Source organism: Parageobacillus sp. NEAU-HV-2 (assembly GCF_059115485.1).
This window is the reverse complement of sequence record NZ_JBXUJJ010000004.1, coordinates 12,068-34,646: the sequence shown is the minus strand read 5'-3', so window position 1 is coordinate 34,646 and position 22,579 is coordinate 12,068. Positions and strand designations below refer to the sequence as shown.

At 43.5% G+C, this 22,579-nt stretch carries 23 protein-coding genes; 19 read left to right on the top strand and 4 right to left on the bottom strand.

What is annotated here, in order from left to right; all coding sequences use genetic code 11:
* Positions 1-23: 23 nt before the first annotated feature.
* The 5 genes from AC1WMD_RS08555 to AC1WMD_RS08535 all read left to right on the top strand — a co-directional run bounded on the left by AC1WMD_RS08555 (position 24) and on the right by AC1WMD_RS08535 (position 5,159).
* The gene (locus AC1WMD_RS08555; RefSeq protein ID WP_088124125.1) at positions 24-1,232 is read left to right on the top strand and encodes an MFS transporter; all 1,209 of its coding nucleotides are present in this window, start codon (positions 24-26) and stop codon (positions 1,230-1,232) included.
* Positions 1,233-1,335: 103 nt separating this feature from the next.
* Positions 1,336-2,436, top strand: a complete 1,101-nt coding sequence (locus AC1WMD_RS08550; protein ID WP_494256742.1) for an NAD(P)H-dependent flavin oxidoreductase — start codon at positions 1,336-1,338, stop codon at positions 2,434-2,436.
* Positions 2,437-2,798: 362 nt separating this feature from the next.
* A complete protein-coding gene (locus AC1WMD_RS08545; RefSeq protein WP_494256740.1) occupies positions 2,799-3,980 on the top strand; it encodes an iron-containing alcohol dehydrogenase in 1,182 nt (393 codons plus the stop codon).
* 204 nt (positions 3,981-4,184) lie between these two features.
* Complete coding sequence (locus tag AC1WMD_RS08540; protein WP_043904494.1) at positions 4,185-4,586, top strand: acyl-CoA thioesterase; 402 nt, start codon at positions 4,185-4,187, stop codon at positions 4,584-4,586.
* A 162-nt stretch (positions 4,587-4,748) separates the two neighbouring features.
* Complete coding sequence (locus tag AC1WMD_RS08535; protein ID WP_494256738.1) at positions 4,749-5,159, top strand: DnaA N-terminal domain-containing protein; 411 nt, start codon at positions 4,749-4,751, stop codon at positions 5,157-5,159.
* Positions 5,160-5,292: 133 nt separating this feature from the next.
* Here the strand turns inward: AC1WMD_RS08535 and ykzB are convergent, their stop codons facing one another.
* A complete protein-coding gene (gene ykzB, locus AC1WMD_RS08530) occupies positions 5,293-5,430 on the bottom strand; it encodes a protein YkzB (RefSeq protein ID WP_494256736.1) in 138 nt (45 codons plus the stop codon).
* Positions 5,411-5,602, bottom strand: a complete 192-nt coding sequence (locus tag AC1WMD_RS08525; RefSeq protein ID WP_494256735.1) for a Fur-regulated basic protein FbpA — start codon at positions 5,600-5,602, stop codon at positions 5,411-5,413. Before AC1WMD_RS08525 ends, ykzB begins: the two co-directional genes overlap by 20 nt.
* A gap of 179 nt (positions 5,603-5,781) precedes the next feature.
* Between AC1WMD_RS08525 and AC1WMD_RS08520 the strand changes: the two genes are divergently transcribed.
* Positions 5,782-6,081, top strand: a complete 300-nt coding sequence (locus AC1WMD_RS08520; protein ID WP_017434246.1) for a MerR family transcriptional regulator — start codon at positions 5,782-5,784, stop codon at positions 6,079-6,081.
* Between the two features lie 39 nt (positions 6,082-6,120).
* On the opposite strand, the gene AC1WMD_RS08515 is transcribed toward AC1WMD_RS08520, so the two are convergent.
* Positions 6,121-7,296 carry an MGDG synthase family glycosyltransferase gene (locus tag AC1WMD_RS08515; protein WP_494256733.1) on the bottom strand — a complete coding sequence of 392 codons (1,176 nt, stop codon included), beginning with the start codon at positions 7,294-7,296 and terminating at the stop codon, positions 6,121-6,123.
* A 153-nt stretch (positions 7,297-7,449) separates the two neighbouring features.
* Here AC1WMD_RS08515 and AC1WMD_RS08510 point away from each other — a divergent pair, with 153 nt between their 5' ends.
* Positions 7,450-8,025, top strand: coding sequence for a YkoP family protein (locus AC1WMD_RS08510; protein WP_043904498.1), 576 nt, complete (start codon positions 7,450-7,452; stop codon positions 8,023-8,025).
* A gap of 56 nt (positions 8,026-8,081) precedes the next feature.
* Entirely contained in the window at positions 8,082-8,930 is an 849-nt protein-coding gene (locus tag AC1WMD_RS08505; protein ID WP_043904499.1) for a metallophosphoesterase, read from the top strand.
* Between the two features lie 18 nt (positions 8,931-8,948).
* On the opposite strand, the gene AC1WMD_RS08500 is transcribed toward AC1WMD_RS08505, so the two are convergent.
* Positions 8,949-9,341 (bottom strand): MaoC family dehydratase, encoded by a 393-nt coding sequence (locus AC1WMD_RS08500; RefSeq protein WP_494256731.1) that lies wholly within the window; start codon positions 9,339-9,341, stop codon positions 8,949-8,951.
* A 184-nt stretch (positions 9,342-9,525) separates the two neighbouring features.
* Here AC1WMD_RS08500 and AC1WMD_RS08495 point away from each other — a divergent pair, with 184 nt between their 5' ends.
* From AC1WMD_RS08495 to AC1WMD_RS08445, 11 genes are all read left to right on the top strand, one after another.
* Positions 9,526-11,052 (top strand): Na+/H+ antiporter NhaC family protein, encoded by a 1,527-nt coding sequence (locus tag AC1WMD_RS08495; RefSeq protein WP_494256730.1) that lies wholly within the window; start codon positions 9,526-9,528, stop codon positions 11,050-11,052.
* Between the two features lie 117 nt (positions 11,053-11,169).
* Entirely contained in the window at positions 11,170-12,108 is a 939-nt protein-coding gene (locus tag AC1WMD_RS08490) for an endonuclease I family protein (protein ID WP_043904502.1), read from the top strand.
* Between the two features lie 318 nt (positions 12,109-12,426).
* Positions 12,427-12,648, top strand: coding sequence for a FeoA family protein (locus AC1WMD_RS08485; protein ID WP_043904503.1), 222 nt, complete (start codon positions 12,427-12,429; stop codon positions 12,646-12,648).
* 3 nt (positions 12,649-12,651) lie between these two features.
* Positions 12,652-14,649 (top strand): ferrous iron transport protein B, encoded by a 1,998-nt coding sequence (feoB, locus tag AC1WMD_RS08480; protein WP_494256728.1) that lies wholly within the window; start codon positions 12,652-12,654, stop codon positions 14,647-14,649.
* Positions 14,650-14,740: 91 nt separating this feature from the next.
* Positions 14,741-14,902: a FeoB-associated Cys-rich membrane protein gene (locus AC1WMD_RS08475; RefSeq protein WP_494256727.1), complete on the top strand. Its 162-nt coding sequence runs from the start codon at positions 14,741-14,743 to the stop codon at positions 14,900-14,902.
* A gap of 263 nt (positions 14,903-15,165) precedes the next feature.
* The gene (locus tag AC1WMD_RS08470; protein WP_494256725.1) at positions 15,166-15,741 is read left to right on the top strand and encodes a DUF5317 domain-containing protein; all 576 of its coding nucleotides are present in this window, start codon (positions 15,166-15,168) and stop codon (positions 15,739-15,741) included.
* A 260-nt stretch (positions 15,742-16,001) separates the two neighbouring features.
* Complete coding sequence (locus AC1WMD_RS08465) at positions 16,002-17,852, top strand: diguanylate cyclase (RefSeq protein ID WP_494256724.1); 1,851 nt, start codon at positions 16,002-16,004, stop codon at positions 17,850-17,852.
* Between the two features lie 167 nt (positions 17,853-18,019).
* On the top strand, positions 18,020-18,772 hold the full coding sequence (locus AC1WMD_RS08460; protein WP_494256723.1) for a DeoR/GlpR family DNA-binding transcription regulator: 753 nt from the start codon (positions 18,020-18,022) through the stop codon (positions 18,770-18,772).
* Positions 18,769-19,680, top strand: a complete 912-nt coding sequence (gene pfkB, locus AC1WMD_RS08455; protein ID WP_494256722.1) for a 1-phosphofructokinase — start codon at positions 18,769-18,771, stop codon at positions 19,678-19,680. The genes AC1WMD_RS08460 and pfkB overlap by 4 nt, the downstream gene beginning before the upstream one ends.
* Before the next feature lie 28 nt (positions 19,681-19,708).
* Positions 19,709-21,574, top strand: a complete 1,866-nt coding sequence (locus AC1WMD_RS08450) for a PTS fructose transporter subunit IIABC (protein ID WP_494256721.1) — start codon at positions 19,709-19,711, stop codon at positions 21,572-21,574.
* A gap of 139 nt (positions 21,575-21,713) precedes the next feature.
* Positions 21,714-22,577 carry a permease gene (locus AC1WMD_RS08445; protein ID WP_494256720.1) on the top strand — a complete coding sequence of 288 codons (864 nt, stop codon included), beginning with the start codon at positions 21,714-21,716 and terminating at the stop codon, positions 22,575-22,577.
* The last annotated feature ends 2 nt before the right edge of the window (positions 22,578-22,579 follow it).

Sequence of the window (22,579 nt, the reverse complement as noted above, 5' to 3'; positions counted from 1 at the left end):
CAAGGATAATGAGGGGGAGAAGGGTGCATAAATATTCGTCTAGGATAGACCGCATTATATTTCTGGCAGTTTCGTTTTTCTTTTGGCTTTCTCTTTTTATTTATATGCCTATCTTATCACCGTATATTGAGTTATTGGGAGGAACATATATATTTGTTGGGGCAGTTTTAGGCAGCTATGGTCTGATGCAATTTTTATTTCGTATTCCTATAGGCGTAGCTTCTGATTTTGTAAAAAGAAGAAAGCCGTTTATTATCCTTGGTATGTTGATGGCAATGATGAGCGGTTTAATGTTTGCATTAACGGATAGTTTAGGATGGGCACTTATTTCGCGGTCGTTTGCTGGAATTGCTGCTGCAACATGGGTTGCTTTTACGGTATTGTATTCCAGTTATTTTCGATTTGAGGAAGTACATCAGGCAATGAGCAAAATTTCCTTTATAGTTGTTTTGGCCCAACTAATAGGTATGACATGCAGCGGCTATATTGTGGATAAATGGGGATGGCATGCCCCGTTTTGGATAGGAGGAGCCTTAGGGATTATTGGCACACTCTTTTCCTTTTTCATTTATGAACCGCGAAAGGCAGGCAATCAACAATCATCTATCCAAATAAGGGATCTTTTAGTAGTAATGAAGGAACCGTTGCTATTAAAGGTTTCCATACTTTCTATTTTAGCTCATAGCATCATTTTTACTACCATGTTTGGATTTATACCAGCATACGCATTAAAGATAGGACTTCAAGAGCGCGATTTAAGTATCATTGTGTTTTCTTTTATGATTCCTCATGCGCTAGCAACGTTTTTTATAGGGAAGGTGATTGTACCGCTATTAGGCAAATGGAAATCATTAACGTTGGCGTTTTTCTGCAGTGCCATTTTTACTCTTATTACTCCTATTATTGAGGAAAAAGCACTTTTATGTATTATACAAGCATGTAATGGATTTTCGCTAGGATTACTATTTCCATTATTATTAGGAATGTCTATTGAATCGATTGATGATGACAAGCGAGCAACGGCAATGGGAACGTATCAGGCAATTTACGCTATCGGGATGTTTGGAGGCCCCTATTTCGCGGGGGTGTTAAATTCAATGATGGGAATTCGCTCCAGCTTTTATTTTGCAGGCATATTGGCAATAGTAGCAATGGTCTTGATATTACTTTGGAATAATAAAGAAATGTTAGCAGTGAATGATTTTGAACTCAAAGGAAGAGAAAAAGGATGAGGAAGACGTTCTTTTTCGTTGCATGAGTCGGCTTTTAGCAGGAATTTTGCTGACATATTGCGAAATTTTATAGGAAACAAAATACAAGAAAAGAGGAGAAAAGATGTTGCACTCCCTTTCTGTTCCTATTATTCAAGCGCCAATGGCCGGTGGGGTTTCGACGCCAGCGCTAGCTGCGGCGGTATCCGAAGCTGGTGGACTTGGCTTTTTGGCCGGCGGTTATAAAACGGCGGAAGAGATGCGTCAAGAAATTGTCGCGCTTCGAGCGCTGACCGATCGGCCGTTTGGCGTTAATGTGTTTGTACCAAGCGAGAATGATGTAGACGAGAACGTGGTGCGCCGCTACAAAGAGATGTTGGAAGAAGAGGCAAAGCGGTTAGGAGTGTCCCTTGGTGAGCCTAAATGGGACGATGACGATTGGGAGGCAAAACTGACGGTTTTGTATGAGGAAAAAGTTCCTGTCGTCAGTTTTACGTTTGGCTGCCCTTCATCTGAGATCATCAGCAAATTCAAAGACAATGGCTCTTTTGTCGTTGTCACCGTTACCTCCAAAACTGAAGCGCAAATCGCGGCACAGCAAGGAGCGAACGCGCTATGTGTGCAAGGGCCGGAGGCGGGAGGACATCGCGCGACATTTCGCAATGATGAAACGGCGGATGAGAATGTAAGTTTGCTTGTTTTGCTGCAGCAAATTCGCGAGGCAGTAGACCTCCCCCTCATTGCCGCTGGCGGCATCATGCACGGGCGCGATATTGCTGCGGTGCTGGCGGTGGGGGCGTGTGCTGCCCAATTAGGGACAGCTTTCTTGCGCTGTCCGGAAAGCGGAGCGAGTCTACTGCACAAAAACGCCCTCGTCGACCCACAGTTTCAAGCAACCGCCGTCACCCGCGCGTTTACAGGCCGTCCTGCGCGCGGACTAGTCAACCGTTTTCTCGCCGAATATGACGTGCTCGCCCCTGCAGCGTATCCGCATATTCATCATATGACAAAACCCCTTCGCAGCGCCGCCGCCAAGGCCAATGACCCACAAATGATGTCCTTATGGGCAGGGCAGGGGTATCGTTTGGCAAGGAATATGCCGGCTCGGGAGCTTGTAAGGGAGTTGATGAAGGAGATGGAAGAGGCGGTACAAGGATTGATAAGAAAATTCGAGCATCTCGGAAGCGATGATGGCTGTCATTCGATCCCTCCTTTACAATGGTGAATGATTTCACCAGGCGGTGAAAACGGTCACAATGCATTTATTTCGCTGTTGCCATGATTTTTCCTTTTTAATGGTGAATTTTTTCATCATGTTTATAAGAAGATAGATACTAATTTTATTAGATAAACATGCTTTTTCAGATTGGTACGGTATTTGCATAGAAAGAAAGTGTGGAATGATGTTTGCATTATCGGTTGGAATAGTCGAAAGTGAGACCGGAAGATATCCGCTATGTTGCCGATTCTCATTTGCATTTAGACCATGCTAGATGTTTATAAATGCCCCTTCATTACGAAGATGGGACTAAAAAGTTTCGCCAATCAACGGAAGGGCATTATAAATAAGAAAGGAGCAAGAACCAAATGTCAGTCGCACGCATCGTATTTACACCGCTTAGCTATGTCGGCTGGGGAGCGTTGGAACATTTAGTCCCGGAGGTGGAACGGTTTTCGGCGAAAAAGATATTAGTTGTCACCGATCCAGTGCTAGAGAAAATCGGCCTTGTCGGGCAAGTAACAAAACCGCTTCAGGAAAAGGGCTATGATGTTCACGTTTATACGGATGTCGTACCAGAGCCGCCGTTAGAAACAGGGGAAAAAGTGGTCACTTTTACCCGGAAAGGCCAATTTGACCTCGTCATTGGCATCGGCGGCGGAAGCGCGATGGATTTGGCGAAATTGGCTGCGGTGCTTGCCGCACACGAGGGCTCGGTTGCCGATTATCTTAATTTGACAGGAACTAGAAAGATTGAAAAAAAGGGCTTGCCGAAAATATTAATCCCGACCACATCCGGAACGGGATCGGAGGTCACGAACATTTCCGTGCTATCGTTAGAGACAACGAAAGACGTTGTCACTCACGACTACTTATTGGCGGATGCCGCCATTGTCGATCCGCAATTAACCGTTTCCGTCCCGCCGCGGGTGACGGCCGCAACCGGGATTGACGCGCTAACCCACGCGGTCGAAGCGTATGTATCCGTCAATGCCAGCCCAACGTCAGACGGATTGGCGCTGCAGGCGATTCGTTTGATCGCGCGGTCGTTGCGCAAAGCGGTCGAAAACGGGGAGGACAAGCAAGCGCGCATTGATATGAGCAACGGCAGCTATTTAGCAGGATTGGCGTTCTTCAATGCGGGTGTCGCGGGAGTTCATGCGCTTGCTTATCCACTCGGCGGACAGTTTCATATTCCGCACGGCGAATCGAACGCCGTATTGCTTCCGTATGTGATGGGATACATTCGTAAAAGCTGCACGAAGCGGATGGCCGATATTTTGAATGCATTAGGGGGAAACTCGAGCTATCTTTCCGAAGAGGAAGCTTCCTACCGATGCGTCGAAGAACTGGAGCGAATCGTACGCGATGTCGGTATCCCAAGAACGCTCGGCGGCTTTAACATCCCAGAGAGCGCATTGGAAAGCTTAACGAAAGATGCTGCCCAGCAAAAACGGCTGCTGGCGCGCAGCCCGCTGCCATTGCTGGAGGACGATATACGGTCGATTTACCAATCTGCTTTTAAAGGTGTGGTGACAGAGCCGAAATAAGATAGACGAATAAGCAGGAAGAATATTGATAGAAACGGCCGCTGTGCTACGGTGAAGAAAAGGGAAGCCTGATCCGGCTTTCCTTTGCATTTTTATTTGAAACGGTTCATTTGCTGCAAAACACTATTTATCGTAATGATTGAAGTCGCTTCTTGTTTAGTTAAAATGAGCTGCATTTTAAAAACCATGGAATGGAGGATGCCAATGTTTACAACTGTCATTGTTCCAAGAGTTTCCGAAACGGACGGCGTCGGCCATATTAACAACACGACGATTCCGGTCTGGTTTGAAGCCGGGAGGGAAGAAATTTTTAAAATGTTTACTCCCGACCTTTCCTTTAAGAATTGGAGAATGGTGATTATCCATATGGAAGTCGACTATGTGAATCAAATTTATTATGGCAAGGAAGTGACCGTTTATACAGGAATCGAGCGTATCGGCAACACAAGTCTAACTATTTACGAAGAAATTCATCAAAGCGGGCGGCTTTGCGCGAAAGGAAGATCGGTTTACGTCAATTTTAATTTTGAAACGCAAAGGCCGGAGCCGATTCCAGACGAAATAAGGAAGAAATTAAACGAACATTTATGGCGCCCGCAAGAATGAGAGAAGATGTGCATGAAACAAAGTTGGGGGGATGCGATTACATACCTAGGCATATGAACCTCTCCCACCTACACTCTGTTTAGAGGTGGGAGACTTCTCGGTGGACATGTTAAATTGCAGGTTATTGGTTGGTTGAAAAACTAGGGGAGGGAGATGATTAGGATGGAAGGTCAGACGAGCTCGTTTTGGGATCAGGTGAAAGAGAAAATCGCAGCGAAAATATCTGTTCCTTCCTTTGAAACGTGGTTCAAAAACACGACCGCAACTATTGACAATGACTGGGTCATCATTGAATGCACCAATGAACTTCAGTGCGACTGGATTAAGGCCAGGTACAGCGAATTGATTCATCAAGCGATTTATCAGGTGCTTGGCAAAGAGATGCGCATTTTTCTTGCGGTAAACGGAGAACGGGAACAGCTAGAGCAGCAACTCGAACAGAAGCTCCAAACTCCTATTACCATCCGCGAATATATATTATCATTAGAAAAAAAGACCGACGAATTGGAAGAACGAGTCAAGCGCTGTGAACAGATCATCGACAAATTATTAAACCATCGTCCTGTTCATTAATCAGAGGAGCTTGTATTCATACGGTTTTTGGATGATTACTGCGGTTTGGATTATTCATAAGATGCAAAAGAACAGGAAGAACTGCAGGCAAGCAAAAAAGAAAAGGACAGCGTCCAGCTGTCCTTTTCTGCCGTTATATACGGTTTTGGACGAAACGTAGCACTTCGTAAGCGTGCTCTCCGATTAATTGAATTAATTGTTCAAACATCGCGTCGCGCTGCAAATCTAATTCGACGATCCGTCTGGCCAGCTCAAGAGCTTTTTGGTCCATGTTCATTCCCCCGCTTCTTCATTCGCATTCCGTACCGTTCGTATTCGCTCTGCAATTCGCTCACCGTCCATTGTTGCAGTGCGGCAGAGTCATGAAACAAGCCAGTTTGCAACAGCCTATCAATATAAAAGCGCTTTTGCTTCGTAATTGCTGTGCGCATCAGTTTTCCCATCATTTTCCCTCCCCGTATTTATTTCTTAATATACGGTGTTTTTCTTCATATTACATTTATTTTGTTAAGCCACTTTACAATAAAATTAAAAAATATGTTAATTTTCCTTACAAAAATAATTATGAATGGCGAAAAATCAGTATAATTATGTTAGAAAATATGACATAGGGGTGAAGAGGATGACGAATAAAGAGGATTCCTATAAATTCAAAAAAGTCATCTCTATCGGCATCGTCAGTGAATTAACCGGGTTATCGCAACGGCAAATCCGCTATTATGAAGAGCGAAAGTTGATTTTTCCGGATCGCTCGAACGGAATTCGCAAATATTCGTTCGCCGATGTCGAACAGTTAATGGAGATTGCTGATAAGCGGGAAGAAGGGGTTCCGACACGGGAAATCCGCCAGGAAATGACGAAAGAGCTGCGGGAAAAAATGTTAAAGGGGCAGATGAACGCCCATTTCCGTTTTCGCCCTTAAACAGCCCTTTACATTAGATGACGTACCATTCAGGTCTGTCTAAAAAGACGGACCTTTCCTTTTGTCGGTTGCAGGATCGTTTGCGCCGAGAAATAATGGCTTTTTCAAGGAAGCGAGCTTAGTGTAGAGCAAAGCTGCTGGGTGCTCGGCAGAAAGCTGGCGGTGGTATTGTTCGACATGGTCGTAATAGTGCGTGATTTGCGGAGAGTGAAGAATAGAAAGAATGGCATTGGAAATATTACGCAACTCCTTCCAGTTTAAAAAATCAAACACGAGATGATGCCGTTTCAATATGCGAAAGTTGATTTCCTCTTGTCCCGGCAGCGTATCATAAATAAAAATCGGCAGTCTTTTATATAAACATTCACTAATGGTTACGCCGCCTGGTTTGGTTAAAATAAAATCTGCTTGATCATAAAGCGCATTCATCTCCTGGCGTGATGAAATGTAAGGGAGCGGAATAAGGCGCGGGTGGTTTTCGCTTTGCAGCTGCTTGTACATTCGTTCGTTTTTCCCGCAAAGGACATAATAATCGATTGGATCGTCGGGAGAAATTTTTTTCCACATATGCTTAAGCGTGCCAATACCTAAACTGCCGCCGGAAATAAGCCCGAAATAGCGGGAGCGATTCATTTGTTTTTTCTTTTTTCCGCTCGTTATGTCAGGGTGAAGCGGAATGCCGGTTACACAAATGCGGTTTTCCGGAACTCCTTTTTTACGCAGCTGCATTTTCATATAAGGATGGCTGATAAAATGGCAATCAATCGCTTCCGTTCCCCATAAATCATGAACAAAATAATCGGTATAGACGTTGACGACCGGATTGGTAAGTTCCCCGTTTTTTTTGAGCTGGTTTAACAAGTAGGAAGGAAAGGAATGTGTACAGACGATGATATCTGGCTGGACATGTTTCACTATATTTTTTATATGTTCACGAAAAAGCAGTTCGTAATGCGGAAATGATGGTTGTTTCTTTTTCTGGCGGACGACGGAGTAATAGTACAAGGTGTTGTATGTTTTAGGAAAATGACGAATCCAGTTTACATAAATATGGGAAACGAGCTTTTCCCCTCTTCCTAGCCGCGATGAGAGCAGTTCTACTTTATGGCATTGTAACTGTGGATCAATAGCCAGAAGTCCTTCTTTTAACGCATCCGCCGCCTGGTGATGCCCGGAGGGGATTTGTAACAATGGAAGAAAGAGTACAGTTTTCATGTCAATCACCTGATAAACAAGATTATTATCGAGTTTGTACAAAATATGAATTTTTATGTGTTTTGTCTATCCCCTTTTTTATCCATTCATAAACCGCGGGAAAATGTTTCACAATGTAAATGTACATCAGCAATAACTGGAAGAGGGGAGCATATGAAGGAAAAAGCAAGACAATGCGTTTTGGCGGTTTGGGGGGCGCTTGATCCGATTTATTACGCATGTACCAGGCTTGAGTATGTTGGAAGGACAAGGAGCGGCTGCCAGCCGATTTTTCGCGTCCGCATAACGAGATATAAAGGAAGGGAAGTGGTGTTATCAGACGGAACGAAAATACAAAAAAATGACCTTCTCTTAAAAATTCATTTGCATAACGTCCGTCTTATTCGCGAACTGCTTCGTTTCGATAGCGAAATTAAAAAAGGCCGTTATATTTTTGAACAAGTAAAAGCCGGGCTTCCTTACGTTGCCCATTATGTCCGCAATCATGAACAATTTCCGGAAATCAAAGGGATTATCGGCATTACAATGTTAAACAAAGGATGCGAGCGATTAGGATTTGAAACCTTTTCTATCGTCAACCCATTTTATAAGTGGTTTAAAACAATCGTGCTCATTCCGATGACTGCAGTTGCTCAACTCCGTTTTCAACCGGTGGGGCGGCCGCCGAAATATTTATTCATGTCGAAAAAGAAGCTGTTGACATTATACGGTTACCAGCCGATCCATTAACTCCCTCTTTTTTCTTTCTTCCCATTTACTATAATGGTAAATAGGGAGGAGAGAGCATGATATTCTTTTTTGTCTTTATTATTCTAATGCTTCTTTTATTTATGGTTTATAAAGCGCACCGCAATACGTATGAAGCGGTTTTGCATAAAGTGGAAGTACGCTGCCGCGAGAATGATCAAGACGTCGTCCGTATTTTGCATTTATCGGATCTTCACTTAGAAAAACTATCGATTTCCCCTGACTACCTATATAAGAAACTAAAAGATGAGCCAATCGATTTGATTGCCTTAACCGGCGATTTTCTTGACCGTGAAACAAGCATTCCCAAACTTGGTCCGTACTTGACGGCATTGCAAAAACTAAACCCGGCATACGGCATGTATGCGGTGTTCGGCAACCATGACTACGTTTTACAAGGAGAGCAGTTCGAACATTTACAAGCAACGCTAGAACAATATGGATGCATCGTTTTGCAAAATGAAACAAAGACGGCTTTCATTAAAGGAAAAACGGTGAATATCATCGGCATTGATGATTTTTATACAGGGCGCAGTGACATCGAAAAAGCGTATGCCCATGTAAACGATGGCTTAAATCTCGTACTCACGCACGACCCGAATATTGTATTGCATATGCGCCATTATCATTTTGATTATTTGCTTTCCGGGCATTTTCACGGCGGACAAATTCATTGGCCAAAGCCGTATCATCTCGTCAAAATGGGAAAACTAGTGCGGATGAATATGATTAAAGGCTATCACGAATTCGACGGCAAGCCGTTTTACATTAGCGAAGGATTAGGGCAAACGGGAGTAAACATCCGCATTGGCACAAAACCGGAAATTACGCTGCACACGTTGTCGTTAACATCGTTGCATCAAAGTGAAGCGGTGAAGGCTGTCTAAGGCGACAGCCTTTTTTGTTTATTGGGACGATTCCTCGTCTCTGATGATCCCTGTGCTTGTTCCTATTAATACTTCTTTTCCGTGTTGATTTCGATACACCGTCTTCATCGCCACTTTTTTGTATCCGTCCATCGGGACGACATCGGTGATCGTCAGTTCGCATGTGATCGTATCGCCGGAAAACACGGGGCGGATAAACTCACTATGCATTTCTCTCGCAATGTAGTTTAAATCCCCGCCGATTTTTGTGCCGATGCTGGCGGTGAATAATCCTTGAACCATCAGCCGGCCTTTCTCATCTCGTTCCATATGGTGTCTTCCTTTGTCGCCAGATAACTCAGCGAATTGCCGTATTTCTTCTTCTGTAAATGTGCGCTGCCAAGTAAATACATCCCCAGGTTTTATATTCACTTCTTCCTCTCCCCCCTTCTACTTTTTCATCATTTATATTACAAAATTTTTTTTAATAATAGGAATATTAATTAACGGTTTAGGCGTTTTTGCATGAAAATAAATCGCAATGCACTTACTATAGCATAGAGAAACTGATCGATGCCCATACTTTAAAGAAGAAAGAAAAGGAGTGAAGGAATTCATGGAACCTTCATGGAAAGCGTTGCTTCCGTTTTTAGTGGTGATTCCGATATCGATCTGGACAAAACAAGTGATCCCTGGCTTGTTTGTCGGGCTGCTTTTAGGCAGTTATTTAATGAGCCCGTCGCTGCTTGGCGGCTTGCGTACGATGCTTTCGTATTTAGTGGAGAATATTATGCAGACGAATAATATTCGCATCATGATTTTTCTGTATGTCTTTGCCGGGCTGGTTAGCATGATTAAGTATACGGGCGGGATTAAAGGATTTGTGCATCTGATTAGTAAAAAAGTAAAATCAGCAAAAAGCGCGTTAATGTTAACATGGGTTTCGACGATGGTGACGTTTAGCGACCCTGATTTCCGCATTGTGACGATTGCGCCGATTATGAAGGCGTTAAAAAAACGCCTCGGATTATCTTCGCAGCAAATCGGGTTTGCGATTGAAGTGACGTCCAACCCAGTGGTAGCGCTTATTCCGCTGGCGACGGCATTTGTCGGCTATATGGTTTCCGTGATTGATAAAGCGCTAAAAACAGCGGGTATTGGCGCACAGCCATATATAGTGTATGTCAAAAGCATTCCGTTTAACTTTTTTTCCTATACGATTATTATCGTTGGGCTTTATTACAGCTTTTTTAAATATTCACGGAAAGTACAAACACGAGCCGCGGCAGAGGGTGAAGGAAAGAATGCGCCGATCCGCCAATGGAACGAACGGCTAAACTTTGAGTTTGCCGAAGAAAATCAAGTCCATACGAATAAACAAGAGAAGGAAAGTCCGAACGAGGCGCAAGGGGAAGAAGGAGAAGAAATGCAAACTTGCCCGCGCGCGTATGATAAGGAAACACCAATCAAGCCGTGGAATTTAATTGTTCCGTTATCCATTGTGCTTGTGCTGACGTTGTTTTTAAGCTGGTGGGACGGACATAAAGGGGCCAAAACGTTTTTTGATGCGTTTTTGCGCAGTGATGCGCTTGGTGCTATGTTAGAAGCATTATTTTTAACAGTAATCATTGCGTTCGTTTATTTTCTCTTGCAAAAGTTTAAATTAAATGATTTGTTGACACATTTTGTGAAAGGCGGAAACGAATTAATTTCCGTGATTTTAATGCTGGCTCTTATTTGGGCGCTTTCGGCGGTGTCGGAGGATTTGGGATTTTCGCAGTATATTACCGATCATGTAAAAGGGTGGATTCCGCAATATTTTGTGGCCCCTGTGCTGTTTTTGCTTGGTGCGGTCATTTCCTATTTTATCGGCTCCTCATGGGGGACATGGGGAATGTTAATGCCGCTTGGCATCACGCTCGCGCATCAGTCAGGTACGAATATTTTGCCGGTGATTGGCGCCGTGTTTGCGAGTGGGACGTTCGGGGCATTTGCCTCGCCGCTGAGCGATAATACGGTGACGTTATGTACGATTTTAGATTTGCCGGTGATGGAATACGCGCGAACCAAATTAGTCCCTTCATTCATCGCGGCGGGGATGGCTGCCGTTCTGTTTGGCGTCACGTCGTTTATAATGCGCTAGGCCTTATCGGTAAAGTTCGCTCAAGGGTTGGGAGCGGACTTTATTTTTTTGGCAACGAAATAGTGCGAACGTGGTAAACTGTAATACAAAGGGAAAAGAGGGAGAAAGGTGAAACGAATGGAGGACATACAGAAGCAATTAGAAGAACTGCAGCAATGGCAAGGGGATGATCCATGTGAGCAATTGGACGTCTTGCAAGAGCATCTCAAGCATATCGAAGAACAAATGGATGTGTATTACAATGAACAGGCAGACATCCAAGCGATGCATCGGTATTACCGTCGTGTGCCAATAGAAGGGGATGGACTTACGCTGTTTGTGAAATATCATGAACTCGTTTCGCGTACGCACAAACGGCGGCTGCCTTATTTTTTCAGCAAAGATGAATATTTATATACATGGGTCGATTTGCAGCCGGATGGGACGGTCAGAAGCATTTATTCGGGAGAGAAGAAAGATCCGAAGACATTAATCCTTCAAGATTATGAAACGATGAAAAAGCGCTATGATGAATTTCGGCAATTGCTGAAAAAAGCGAGAGAATGGAAGAAGGAGGAAGGGAATCGGATAAAAAAGATCGAACAGCAATGGAAGTTTAACGCGGAGCATGTCGTGCCGCAATCATGGTTTGGCGCAAGGGAGCCGATGAAAGGGGATTTGCATCATCTCTTTGTTTGCCAGCCGGAATGCAATACGCTGCGTTCAAACTTTCCGTACGCCGATTTTCCGTTTTATAATCCGGAATCACCGGAAGAACAGATTCAAAACCGCTGCGGCGTCGTACAAAATGGCTATTTCGAGCCGGAATACGGAAAAGGAACGGTGGCGCGGGCGACGCTCTATTTTTTGCTGCGCTACCCGCATGCCATCGCCAAAGCGTTTCGGGGCAAAATCGACGTTCCGCTTCTGATTCGCTGGCATCGGCAATTTCCAGCGACCATTTATGAGAAACACCGTAATAGCGCTATTTTTTTCATTCAAGGAAATCGCAACCCATTTATTGACATTCCAGAGCTTGCGGAACGAATTGTGTTTCCGTTAAACTTAGCCTCATAAAAAACGGGCTCCTCGCCGGGGACCCGTTTTTTAAGCAGAAATTGTGGGTTGATCCACTTTTTCCTTCTCACTTTTTTTGCGGAAATATCGCATTGTATTTTTGAACTTATTGTGACGATAAAAAAAGTGTGAAAAAAATCACTTGCAAAATCGTAAATTGTGGTATTATATTAATTGAGAAAAATAATCATTATTGTTCTACGATGAAAACCATTCTTACTTAAATTAGGAAAATGCCAAACACCACTTTATAAATTTTCCCGCGTTACATATTGCTAATTGAAAAAAAGAATCATTATTGTCTGGGGGATGGAAAAGATGGTTTTGACTGATCTTCAACAAGGGCAACAGGCCGTTATTACAAATCTAGCAGTAGCCAATGAAGTAGTGAGACAACGCCTTCTTCATATGGGGATGCATGAAGGCGAAAAAGTTTGCGTGAAATGTGTAATGCCGTTTGGCGGACCGGTAATGGTAGAGGTCGATGGGCAATACATTTGTCTGCGGCGTAAAGAGGCTGCTTGCATTGGGGTGAGATAATCGATGTCATCATATATTGCGTTATTCGGCAATCCTAATACGGGAAAAACTTCATTGTTTAATAATTTGACTGGCTCCTATGAATATGTCGGAAACTGGAGCGGAGTAACGGTAGAAAAAAAGGTCGGCGTATTGCGGCAGCACGGTGTTCCAATCGTCGACCTTCCAGGAATCTATTCGCTGCAGCCGCTTTCCCGCGATGAAGGGGTGGCGACCAACTTTTTACTAACAGAACCTTGTTCTGCGATTGTCAACATTGTCGATGCTTCCCAGTTGCGGCGGAATTTGCATTTAACCGTGCAGCTTCTGGAGTTTGGCAAGCCGTTGATTGTCGCGTTAAACATGGTGGACGTAGCAGAAAAGCGCGGCGTCAAAGTTGATGCGGAAAAACTGTCGCGATGCATCGGCGCTCCTGTCGTTCCGGTGATTGCCCGCACTGGAAAAGGAACGAAAGAGCTCGTTCGCACGATTTTGTCCCTGTCCAAACAAAGCGGGGGGCATGTTGCGATCGATTACGGCCAAGATGTGGAAACGGCCGTGCAAAAAATTGGTGAGCAGCTGCCTGACGATTTGCCGGCAGCGAAACGCTGGCTTGCGCTTCAGTTTTTAGAAAGAAATGAGCGTATTCACGCCTATTTGCAAACGTATATGGACATCGCTCCGCTTATGGCGATTCGCGATGAGGCGCAGCAAGCGCTCGGCCGACCTTTAGCCGAACATATTTATGACGCGCGCGACAAATGGATTGCGCATGCCATCGAAACATCAACGGTTATATTCCAGCAAAAGCCGCTTACATTAACGGAGAAAATCGATGCCGTCGTCACCAATAAATATTTAGGTTTGCCGATATTTCTAGCATTTATGTATATCATGTTTATGTTAACGTTTGACTGGCTTGGTTCGCCGCTCGCTGATTTGCTGGATCAGTTTTTTTCCGGCCCGTTAACGGATTGGCTGTCTAAGCTGTTGGCGCTTGTAGGAGCATCGCCGTTCATTCAAGCGCTCGTATTGGACGGAATCGTCTCCGGGGTTGGCGGGGTGCTTGTCTTTGTGCCGCAAATTTTCATTCTCTTCTTTTTCATCTCGTTGCTGGAGGACTCCGGATACATGGCGCGCGTCGCCATGGTCATGGACCGGTTTATGGAGGCGATTGGCTTAAACGGGAAGGCGTTTATTCCGATGATTATCGGCTTTGGCTGCAACGTTCCCGGCGTCATGGCCGCACGAACGATTGAGCAACCAAAAGAGCGGCTGTTGACGATTTTGTTACTGCCGTTTATGTCTTGCTCGGCGCGCCTGCCGGTATATGCGTTATTTGCTGGCACCTTTTTTACGAAAAACCAAGCGCTCGTCGTGTTTTCGCTATACGTGCTGGGCATTGTCGTCGCGCTTAGCTTGGCGAAGCTGTTTTCCTCTACATTATTAAAGAATGAAAGCTCCATTTTTGTGATCGAACTACCGCCGTATCGGATGCCGCAAGCGTTGACATTGTGGCGAAGCACGTGGGACAAAGGAAAAGGATTTGTTCGAAAAGCTGGTACGTTTATTTTCGGCGGATCGGTTGCGATTTGGTTATTGACGTATGTTGGACCAAAAGGAATTGGCGTTTCCATGGATGACAGCTTTCTTGCGGTGATAGGCGGTGTGCTCGCGCCGATTTTGATGCCGATCGGCTTTGGAACATGGCAGGCGGGTGCGTCGCTCATAACAGGATTTTTAGCAAAAGAAGTCGTTGTTTCGACGATGAATATTATTTACCATGCAAAAGATATGGACTTGTTGCAAGGGGCAATCACGCAACACTTTACGCCGCTATCGGCGCTTAGCTTTATGGTGTTTGTGCTCCTTTATATCCCATGTCTAGCAACGGTGGCGACGATCCGTAAAGAAACTGGTTCAAGAAAATGGACGTTTATTTCGATCGGTTGTGCGTTAAGTATTGCTTATATGATTTCTTTCATTATTTATCAAGGTGGAACGCTGCTTGGATTTTCATGAGTAATGTAGTCTCGAAGACTAGTTATGTTAGTCATCGGAAAAAGTGACTTCCTTCTTTCATTAAAAATTTTTGGAAAAAGAGGCGAGAACGATGATCGCAAATATTGTGATCGGCGGAGTTATTTTTAGTTATGCCGGTTGGATGCTTGTCCGCCACATTAAGAAAAGTTCAAAAGGAAAATGTGCTAGTTGTTCTCTTGCTGACAATTGCCAAGGTTCTTGTGCGTCTTACCAACAAGAAAATCGTATATAAATGCATTAAGGATTCCCTGTCAATAGTATAGGGGATCCTTATTTTTGTGCTTACAATGGTAAACAGATGATGAAAATGTCGAATTTAGTTGGGAAAATTGTCTAATAACCATGAATTTTAGGGAAAATAGAAAAAAATTACTAAAATTAGCCTAAAAGTACTATTTACATTGTCGGAAAAAATCGATATTAATGAATTATAGAAGAAAATGGGTTTTGAAAACACAGAATCTTCTGTGTATGTAATGATGAGGAGAAAACATAATGGTTTATGATGGCATTTTACTATCGCTTGTGATCGGCTTTTTTCGTGGAGGAAGTTTGAAAGGCCTCGCCAATATGAAGCTGTGCGGGGGATGGTTGTTTCCATTATTGTTGGCGGTGCAGTTCGTTATTTTTGCCTTGCAAGATAAAGTTGCGATCATTGCCAAACTAAGCAACGCCTTATTTCTTCTTGTATATGTGATTGGTCTCCTTTTTCTCTGGCTTAACCGAAACCAACCTGGATTTATCGTTATTTTTGCCGGAGTGCTATTAAACTTTATCGTAATGGCGCTCAATGGGGGAAGGATGCCGGTATCGATCGAAGCGGCGCAATTTCTTGGCCGCGAATACATAGACGCGCTTAAAGCGGGAGTATATGGCAAACATCAGGCGATTACATCAGAAACATTGTTGCCGTTTCTAGGCGATATCATTCCACTTTCACCGCCATACCCGCGCCGGCAAGTCATCAGTATTGGCGATGTTGTGATGAACGTAGGAGCGTTTTTCTTTATCCAGCATCTAATGCTTAGCGCGCCAAGCAAAAACACATCTACAGCTCCTGCGAGTAAATAAATTAAAGGAGGCAAAAAACATGAGTGTCAAAGTAAAACAAGTACTTATCAATCTTTTCATTATTGGCTCTATCATTGTAGCATTAACTTCAGGATTTAGATTGACAGGTATAGATTCTTAAGGTGTAGATTTTTTAGATTGACGTATATATTGCTATATAATTATTAAAGGGAGATGAGAGATCACTTCTCCCTAAATAAAAAGGGAGAATGAGAGAGATCGCTTCTCCCTAAAATTTTTTAAATGAGAGTTGATAAAGAATGTCGGCAAGTTGTTTAAAAAATTACGTCAAATGGTATGTAATGTTTATTTATCTTTTGGGTATATTCCTCTATTTTTGGAAAAGTGATTTGTTTACTCAATCCGTAGAGGATTGGGTTTTAATTTATATGTTATCAGCGTCTATTCTTTTATTAAGTTATTTTACTATTCATCTTCCTCCGAAAGATAATTCGTTTTCTATGGACTCAGCGATTTATTTAGCTTCTATCTTTTTATATGGAATCTCTTTAACAATCAATGTACTATTTGTAAGTATTATTATTGAATTAATGTATAAAAAAAGAGTTGCTTTATGGAAGCATATTTATAACTTTTCTATGTATTGTCTAATGATAGTAGGGGCGTATTATTCTTTCTTATTGTTCGGTGGAAAGATTGGCGAAATCAATATCTATAATTTATTTCCATATATGATTAGCCTATTAGTATATTTTAGCTTAAATATTTTGTTAATGTTTCTCTTTTTCTTTTTTTCTGGACAGATGTTTAAAGGGACTTTTGATTTAGGAATTTTAAAAGAAGCTTGTATTAGTTATTCTGTGACCTTGTTGCTGTCTTTAGTATTAACAATCTTATTGAAAGAACAAAGATTTTTCGGTTTGTTTTTATTCACGATTCTAGTTGTGTTACTATCGTTTGCATTCCGTAAGTTTTTATATTTGTATCAAGATGTTTCAGAAAGAGCTAACAAAGACCATTTAACCGGTTTGTATAATCATGGATTTTTTAAGGAAACATTAAATGAACATTTCTCCGATGCGAAAAAGTTGAAACAGCCATTTTGTTTAGCGCTACTGGATCTAGATGATTTTAAAAAGTATAACGATCGAAATGGTCATTTGCGTGGGGATGCACTTCTGCAGTTTTTTGGGGAACTGTTAAAGATGGAAACGAAAGAAAAAAGATATGTAGTGGCGCGATACGGAGGCGAAGAATTTGCTATTTTGATGCCGAATACAAGAAAAGAAGAGGCGTTTTCTTTTTTAGACAGATTGCGCAAAAAGGCAAACGATACATACTTTGCTGGGGTAGAGCATATTCCTTCTCGTTGCCTTTCTTTTTCATGTGGAATTGTAGAATATGAAAATGGAATATACGATAGTGGTGAGTTGATTCATAGAGCTGACCAAGCGCTTTATTATGCGAAAGCCCAGGGGAAGAATAACGTCCAAGTGTATAATGAGCATAATATTTTGCTAGATACGATTCAGTTTAAAGAAGATTTAGATGCGATGGAACAAAAACTGAAAATTTTTTTGTCGAAAGATGTCTATACATATCGTCACAGTAAACGTGTTTTTAAATATGCACTTGAGTTTAGTGAAAAGTTAGAGTTAACCGATCATGAAAAACAGACGCTTATTTTAGGAGCGTTAATTCACGATATTGGAAAAATCGAAGTGCCACGGGATATTTTAAACAAAGAAGGAAAATTGGAACGACACGAATGGGAAATTGTGAAAAAGCATGTTACATGGGGAAAAGAAATTTTAGCTGCTGAAAAAAGATTTGATGACTTAATCCCATTAGTGGAGCTTCATCACGAACGATACGATGGAAAAGGGTATCCATACGGGCTGAAAGGGGAAGAAATTCCAAAGCTGGCTCGCATTTTATGTGTTATTGATTCGTTCGATGCGATGACGACAGAACGACCGTATCAGCGGACGAAAACGTTTGAAGAAGCGATTGTGGAGATCGAGCGTTGCGCTGGGACGCAGTTTGATCCTTTTTACGCTAAATTATTTACAGAGTTTATCCAAGAAAAATACTTATCTCATGTTCAAGAACAAGCGGAGAAATATCATGATAACAAAGCTGTCCAATGATAAAGGGACGGCTTTTCTTTTTGTAAAAAAAATGATTGAATTTGAATGTTTTTTGATAAAATGTGAATGATTTTGATAGAAAATGATTGAAAATGATTGATTTTTAAAGCGCTTTCGTTTATGATGAAAGTACAAAGTGATCATTTCCATCCGAGGAGGTAGAATATTTGCTCACAGAGGAACGTCACCGTATTATATTAGAACTTCTCGCAGAAAAAGAAGTAGTGAAGCTGCAAGAGCTAGTTGAGGCGACCAATTCTTCCGAGTCCACCATCCGCCGTGATTTAACGCAGTTGGAAAAAGAGAAAAAATTGCGGCGTATTCACGGTGGCGCAACATTGCTTCACCAGAAGCGGGAAGAATTAAGCGTCTTAGAAAAATCAACAAAACACATCGAAGAAAAGAAACGGATTGCCGAATATGCGGCGAGCCTTGTTGAGCACGGGGATTGTATTTATTTAGATGCGGGAACGACGACGTTTGAGATGATTCCGCACTTGCGCGGCAAAGATATCGTTGTTGTGACAAACGGGATGATGCATCTAGAACTGCTTTTAGAACATGACATTGCGACGTATTTGCTTGGCGGTTTGTTGAAAAAGAAGACGAAAGCGCTCATCGGCCGCGGCGCATTACAGTCGCTGCAAAGCTACAGCTTTGATAAATGTTTTATCGGCGCCAACGGGGTTCACTATGAATACGGATATACGACACCGGATCCGGAAGAGGCGATGGTGAAACATACGGCGATGCAGCTATCTCAAAAAGCGTATGTGCTTGCCGATCATTCGAAGCTGAACGAAAGCACGTTTGCCAAAATTGCCGATTTGCATGAAGCAATATTGATCACCGATCAGTTGGATGAAGAGTGGCAAGAACTATACAAAGCAAAAACTGTAGTAGAGGTTGTGACAAAATGATTTATACATGTACGTTAAATCCGTCTGTCGATTATGTGGTGCACGTCGATGAACTTCGCGTGGGCGAATTAAACCGCGCGGTGAAAACGTTGACATTCCCTGGCGGAAAAGGGATTAACGTGTCGCGGGTATTGAAACGGCTCGGTGTCGACAGCACCGCGCTCGGGCTTATCGGCGGTTTTACCGGCGAGTTTATCGAAAAAGAGCTTGGCAAAGAAAGCATTATATGCGATTTCGTGAAAGTTTCGGGAAATACGCGCATTAATGTGAAGTTAAAAGCGGGGCTAGAAACGGAAATTAATGGCCAAGGGCCGACAGTAGAGGCGGAACACGAGATGCAGCTTCTTGAAAAAGTTCGCTCGCTGACGGAAAATGATATCATCGTTTTGGCAGGAAGCGTGCCGTCTTCCATGTCTTCCGACGTTTATGCGAAAATTTGCGATGGGGCAAAAAAACGGAATGCAAAAGTGGTTGTCGACACAAGCGGGCCGGCATTAAAATCGTTGCTTACATGGAAACCATTTTTGGCCAAGCCAAATCATAAAGAATTAGGCGAGCTGTTTGATACGACCTTTCAGTCGAAAGACGAGATAATGGTTTATGGCCGCCGGCTAGTAGAATTAGGAGTGGAAAATGTTATCGTTTCGATGGCTGGAAATGGTGCTTTCTATTTTAATAAAGAAATGACATTATTTGCTGAGGCGCCGAGAGGAACGGTGAAAAATTCCGTTGGTGCCGGTGATTCCATGGTGGCAGGATTTCTTGCCGCATATACGAGCGGAAAAAGTTTAGAAGAAGCGTTTGCTTATAGTGTTGCATCTGGAAGTGCCACAGCATTTTCCGAAGATTTATGCACGAAAGACCGTGTCGAACAGCTGGTACATGAAGTAAATGTTATACGTTTCTAATGGTATGTGAAAAAGGGGGATCATTTTGATGAAAATTACCGATTTGCTCACAAAGGAAACGATTATTCTCCATCTTAAAGCGAAAACAAAAAAAGAAGTGATTGACGAACTTGTCGCGAAATTGCAGGAAGCAGGAGTATTAGCGGATGCCCAAGCATTCAAAGAAGCGATTTGGGCGCGCGAAGCGCAAAGCACGACAGGCGTAGGCGACGGCATTGCCATTCCGCACGCCAAAACTACTACGGTAAAACGACCGGCAGTTGCGTTTGGCCGCTCGAAAGCGGGCATTGATTATGATGCATTAGACGGAAAACCGAGCCACTTGTTTTTTATGATCGCGGCGCCAGAAGGAGCCAACAACACACATTTAGAGGCGCTTGCCCGCTTATCGTCGATGTTGATGGATACATCGTTTCGCGCACAGATTGAAAGCGCTTCAGACGAAGAGGAAGTGCTTCGCTTGATTGCCGAAAAAGAAGGAGAGGAGAAAGCGGAAAAAACCGTTTCTTCGACAGCAAAGCGCCCGAAAGTCGTTGCCGTTACCGCGTGTCCAACGGGAATTGCCCATACGTACATGGCCGCCGATGCGTTAAAAGCGAAAGCGGCCGAAATGAACGTCGACATCAAAGTGGAAACGAACGGCTCTAGCGGCGTGAAAAACGAATTGACAAAACAAGATATTGAGGAAGCAGTCGCGGTTATCGTGGCGGCGGACAAGCAGGTTGAAATGGAGCGGTTTAACGGAAAACATGTTATTCAAGTGCCAGTGGCGCAGGCGATTCGCAAGCCGAAAGAACTGATTGACCAAGCTCTCCGCCAGGATGCGCCAATTTACCAAGGAAGCGGCGCCAAAGAAACGCCAGGGCAAGGAAAGCAGCGCACCGGATTTTATAAACATTTAATGAACGGTGTTTCCAACATGCTTCCGTTTGTCGTCGGCGGCGGGATTTTAATTGCGATTTCGTTTATTTTTGGCATTAAGGCGTTTGACCCGAAAGATCCGTCATATCATCCAATCGCCAAAGCGTTGATGGATATCGGCGGCGGCAATGCTTTCGCCTTAATGATTCCGGTGCTTGCCGGATTTATCGCGATGAGCATTGCCGATCGTCCAGGGTTCGCGCCGGGAATGGTCGGCGGTTTTATGGCGGCTAACGGTGGAGCGGGATTTTTAGGCGGATTAATTGCCGGATTTCTTGCGGGCTATTTAGTCGTTGGCTTGAAAAAGCTATTTGGCCGTCTGCCGCAGTCTCTCGAAGGAATTAAACCGGTCTTGCTTTATCCATTGTTTGGCATTTTTATTACCGGAATGATTATGATGTATGTCGTTATCGATCCTGTCAAGGCGCTGAATGAAGGATTAAAACATTGGCTCGAACATATGGGAACGGCGAACTTAGTATTGCTCGGTGCGATTCTTGGCGGCATGATGGCGGTCGATATGGGCGGTCCGATTAATAAAGCAGCGTTTACGTTCGGCATTGCGATGATCGACGCCGGCAACTACGCGCCGCATGCGGCGATTATGGCGGGCGGAATGGTGCCGCCGCTAGGGCTCGCGCTGGCGACAACCTTCTTTAAAAAGAAATTTACAAAAGCGGAGCGGGAAGCGGGAAAAACGTGCTACATCATGGGAGCGACCTTTATTACCGAAGGCGCGATTCCATTTGCGGCCGCTGACCCGGTGCGGGTGATCCCTTCTATTATTGTCGGTTCCGCGGTGGCCGGAGCGTTGACGATGTTGTTTCACATCGGTCTTCCGGCGCCGCACGGCGGAATTTTCGTCATTCCGATCGTCAAAGGCAGCGCTTGGTTATATGTATTGGCGATTTTGATCGGCTCGCTTGTCACGGCGCTGATGGTCGGATTGTGGAAAAAAGAAGTGGAAGAGTAACGAAAGGAAAGCTGGAGCGGTTAGTTGCCGCTCCATTTTTTATATAAAAACAATATTCTTATCAAACTTTCATGAAAGAAGGAATGTTTCATGGTACAATATACGGTTGTAATATGAAAAAAGGAGAGCCTACAAACCAATGAAGACATTTCTCCAGCTAAATACGATATTTATTAGTATATTAATAGAATCATTGCCATTTGTCGTGCTTGGTGTGTTTATTTCCGGCATCATTCAAATGTTTGTTACAGAAGAAATGGTAGAGAAATGGGTGCCGAAAAATAAGGTGTTGGCTATCATCTATTCGGCGTTGATCGGTGCGCTGTTTCCTGCCTGCGAATGCGGAATTGTGCCGATTACGCGCCGGCTTGTCGCCAAAGGCGTGCCGCTGTATGCCGCGATTCCGTTTATGTTAACCGGCCCGATCATCAATCCGGCTGTTTTGTTTTCAACCTATATTGCGTTTGGAAGCAACTGGACAATGGTATTTTATCGCTCTATTTTTGCTTGTATCGTGGCCATTGTGATTGGTTTAGTTATCGCTGTACAATATAAAGAGAATCAATTGCGCCACTTGACGCCGGCTCCGAGCATCGCGGCAAAATCATGGAAAGAAAAGATCATTGGGACGCTAGAGCATACGATTGAAGAGTTTTTCACGACCGGAAAATATTTAATCATTGGCGCTTTTTTTGCTTCAGCGATGCAAACGTATGTAAAAACATCCGTGTTGCTGGCGATCGGACATGGGAAAGCGTCTTCCGTGCTCGTGATGATGGCGCTGGCCTTTGTCTTGTCATTGTGCTCGGAAGCGGATGCGTTTATCGCTTCCTCGTTTCAAAATACGTTTCCGTTTAGCGCGCTGGCCGCGTTTCTTGTATACGGACCGATGTTGGATATCAAAAACACGATCATGTTATTGCAGTCGTTTAAAACGCGTTTTGTATTGATGCTCATTTTGTATATAACAATATTCGTATTTATCGGTTCGCTATTGATATAAAG